This is a genomic window from Nonomuraea maheshkhaliensis (genome assembly GCF_039529435.1).
Taxonomy (GTDB): domain Bacteria; phylum Actinomycetota; class Actinomycetes; order Streptosporangiales; family Streptosporangiaceae; genus Nonomuraea; species Nonomuraea maheshkhaliensis.
In genome coordinates, this window is record NZ_BAAAMU010000273.1 from 1 (window position 1) to 3531 (window position 3531).

At 73.6% G+C, this 3531-nt stretch carries 2 protein-coding genes; both read left to right on the top strand.

Going from position 1 to position 3531, the window contains the following annotated elements:
* The coding region (locus ABFX54_RS56230) for an ATP-binding protein (RefSeq protein WP_346115543.1) at positions 1-2190 on the top strand (2190 nt) is incomplete at its 5' end.
* Positions 2191-2225: 35 nt separating this feature from the next.
* Positions 2226-3531: MFS transporter (locus tag ABFX54_RS56235; RefSeq protein WP_346115544.1), on the top strand; the 1306-nt coding region annotated here is incomplete at its 3' end.

Sequence of the window (3531 nt, forward strand, 5' to 3'; positions counted from 1 at the left end):
GGGCCGCACGGGACAGGGCCGCACGGGACAGGGCCGCACGGGACAGGGCCGCACGCGGCTGGGACGGAGCGGGCGGGGCGGGCGTGGGGCAGGCAGGGGCTGCGGGCGCAGCTCACCAGCTTCGTCGGCCGGTCCGAGGAGCTCGGCCAGGTGAGCGCCAGGCTGCGGGCAGGCCGCCTGGTCACGCTGATCGGCCCGGGCGGCGCGGGCAAGACGCGGCTGGCGATCGAGGCCGCCGCCCAGGAGAGCGGCGACGTGTGCTTCGTGCCGCTCGCGCCCGTCTCTGCGCCCATCTCTGCGCCCATGTCCGCGCCCAACTCTGGGGCCGACGGGGTGGCGAATGCCGTGCTGGCCGCCCTCGACATCCGCGACGCGCTGCTGCACCACCCCGACCGGCCCGCCGTGGACCCCCTGTCCAGGCTGCTGGCCGCGCTGGCCGATCGCGAGCTGCTGCTCGTCCTCGACAACTGCGAGCACCTCGTGGCGGCCACGGCCGAGCTGGCCGATCAGCTGCTGGCCGCCTGCCCCGGCCTGCGCGTGCTGGCGACCGGGCGAGAGGCTCTGGGCATCACGGGCGAATCGATCCTGCCCGTCTCGCCGCTCGGCCTGCCGCCGCCGGAGGCGGGCAACCCGCTGGACTACGCGGCCGTGCGGCTGTTCGCCGACCGGGCGGCGGCCGTACGGCCGGGCTTCGCCGTGGACGCGGGCAACGCCGCGCAGGTGGCGCACATCTGCCGGGCGCTCGACGGGCTGCCGCTGGCCATCGAGCTGGCCGCGGCCCGCCTCCGTACGCTGTCCGTCTCCGACGTCGCGGCCCGCCTCGACGACCGGTTCCGGCTGCTGACCCGCGGCAGCCGTACGGCGCTGCCCCGCCATCAGACCCTGCGCGCGGTCGTCGCGTGGAGTTGGGACCTGCTGGACGAGGACGAGCAGCGGATGGCCAGGCGGCTGAGCGTGTTCGTGGGCGGCGCCCGGCCGGAGGCGGCGGAGCGGGTGTGCGGGCTGCCGGAGGAGGTGCTGTTCTCGCTGGCGGAGAAGTCGCTGGTGGAGTTCGCGGACGGCCGCTTCCGGATGCTGGAGACGATCAGGGCGTTCTGCGCGGAACGGCTGGCGGAGTCGGGAGAGCAGGAGGCGATCCGCGACGCGCACGCCGGCTACCACCTGGACCTGATGATGGAGGCCGACCCCCGGCTGCGCACGTCGGAGCAGATGGAGTGGCTGGCCCGGCTCGACGAGGAGAGCGCCGACCTCGACGCGGCCGTACGCTGGAGCACCGAGACCGGGCGGCTGGAACTGGCGCTGCGGCTCATGGCGCACAGCGCCTGCTACTGGTGGATGCGCGGCCACCGCCGCACCAGCGCGGACCTGGCCCTGGGACTGCTGGCCGCGCTGGGCGAGACGCGCTTTCCCGGCCGCGAGGAGGAGTACGTCATGTGCGTGCTCATCACCGCCTGGTCGGGAGCCAGGGACGAGACACTGCGGGCGCGAATGGACGAGGCGCGCCGCCTGCTGCCGATCACCCACCTGCCGATGCGGGTGGAGTTCCTGATGATGCTGCTGTCGATGTTCACCGGCCCGCCCGAGGATTTCGAGACGATCTACCGCCTGCTGGAGGAGGACGGGACCGGGCCGCTGCCGCCCTGGCAGGAGGCGCTGTCCTTCAGCGGCCAGGCGTTCGTCCTTCAGGTGCTCGGCCGTACGGACGAGTCGCTGGCCAGGTTCGAGCGGAGCCTGGCCGCGTTCAAGGCGCTCGGGGAACGCTGGGGCACGGTGCTGGTGGTGTCCGGGCTCGGCGCGCTGCGCCAGGCGCAGGGCGACTACCGTGCCGCGTACGCGCTGGCCGACGAGGCGCTCAGCACGGCGCTCGAACTGGACGCCAACACGGAGATCGCCGAGAGCCTGTGCCGCCGGGCCGACGCGCTGGTCCACCTGGACGAGCCGGGCAGGGCGTGGGACGACTACGTCCGGGCGGCCGAGCTGTCGCGCAGGAACGGCTCCATGGAGACCCTGGCCTGGGCCTGGCTGGGGCAGGGCGAGGTGGCGCTGGCGCGCGGCGACCTCGATCGGGCACGTACGCTGCTGCTCCAGGCGCGCGAGGTGTGCCCGGACGACTGGTTCAGCACCGAGGACACCCGTGAGCGCATCGCCGCCGGGCTGGCGGCGGTCAGCCGGGCGGTCAGCGAGCGGTAGGCCCGCCGTCAGCCGCCGCTCCGACAGTGGGCGGCATGAAGAACAAAGGAGCCGGCCTGGCGATCGCCTGCCTGGCCACGCTGCTGCTCTCGCTCGATCTCACGGTCCTGCACCTGGCGCTGCCCCGCCTGGTGACGGATCTCGGCGCGAGCTCCACGCAACTGCTGTGGATCGGCGACATGTACGGCTTCGCGCTGGCCGGCCTGCTCGTCACCATGGGCAACCTCGGCGACCGCATCGGCCGCAAGCGCCTGCTGCTCATCGGCACGGCCGCGTTCGGGGCCGCCTCCGCCGTCACCGCGTACGCGCCCACCCCCGAGCTGCTGATCGCCGCCAGGGCGCTGCTCGGCGTGGCCGGCGCCACGATCATGCCCTCGACCCTGTCGATCGTGCGCAACGTGTTCACCGATCCCGGCGAGCGGACGGCGGCCGTCGGCATCTGGAGCGGGATGAGCGCCGCCGGCTTCGCCGTCGGACCTGTCGTGGGCGGCCTGCTGCTCGACCACTTCTGGTGGGGGTCGGTCTTCCTGATCAACGTGCCCATCATGGCGCTGGTCCTGGTCGGCGGCATCGTGGTACTGCCCGAGTCGCGCAACCCGGACGCGGGCCGGATCGACCCGGCCAGCGTGGCCCTGTCGTTCACCGGCGTGGTGAGCGCCGTCTACGCGATCAAGGAAGCCGCGCACAAGGGACTGGAGCACGCCGACGTGCTCGGCGCGGGCGCGGCCGGGATCGGACTGCTGGCGCTGTTCGTGTGGCGGCAGACGCGGCTGGCCGAGCCGCTGATCGACGTACGGCTGTTCGCGCGCAGGGCGTTCAGCGTGTCGATCCTGACGAACCTGCTGGCGATCTTCGCCATGTCGGCCATGATGCTGATGTTCGCCTGGTACCTGCAGCTCGTGCTCGGCTGGTCGCCGCTGCTGGCGGGGCTGGCCCAGTTGCCCGGCGGCCTGAGCGGCGCGGCGGGCGGCATCCTGGCCGCCAAGCTCATCCAGCCGCTCGGCAGGAACGGCGTGGTGGCGCTGGGGCTGGCCATGAACGCGGGCTCGTTCCTGTACTACACGACGCTGGGCACCGAGCTGAACTACCTCACGCTGCTGCCGATCTCGATCATCGGGGGCATGGGGGTCGGGTTCGCCTTCACCGTCAACAACGACAACGTCCTGGCCACCGCGCCGAGGCAGCGCGCGGGGGCCGCGGCCGCGGTGTCGGAGACGGCGTTCGAGCTGGGCGGGGCCCTCGGCATCGCGATCCTGGGCACGGTGCTGACCAGCGCCTACCGGGCCGGCCTCGACCTGCCGGCCGGGGCGCCGGGCGGGGACGCCGCCGCCGAGTCCATCG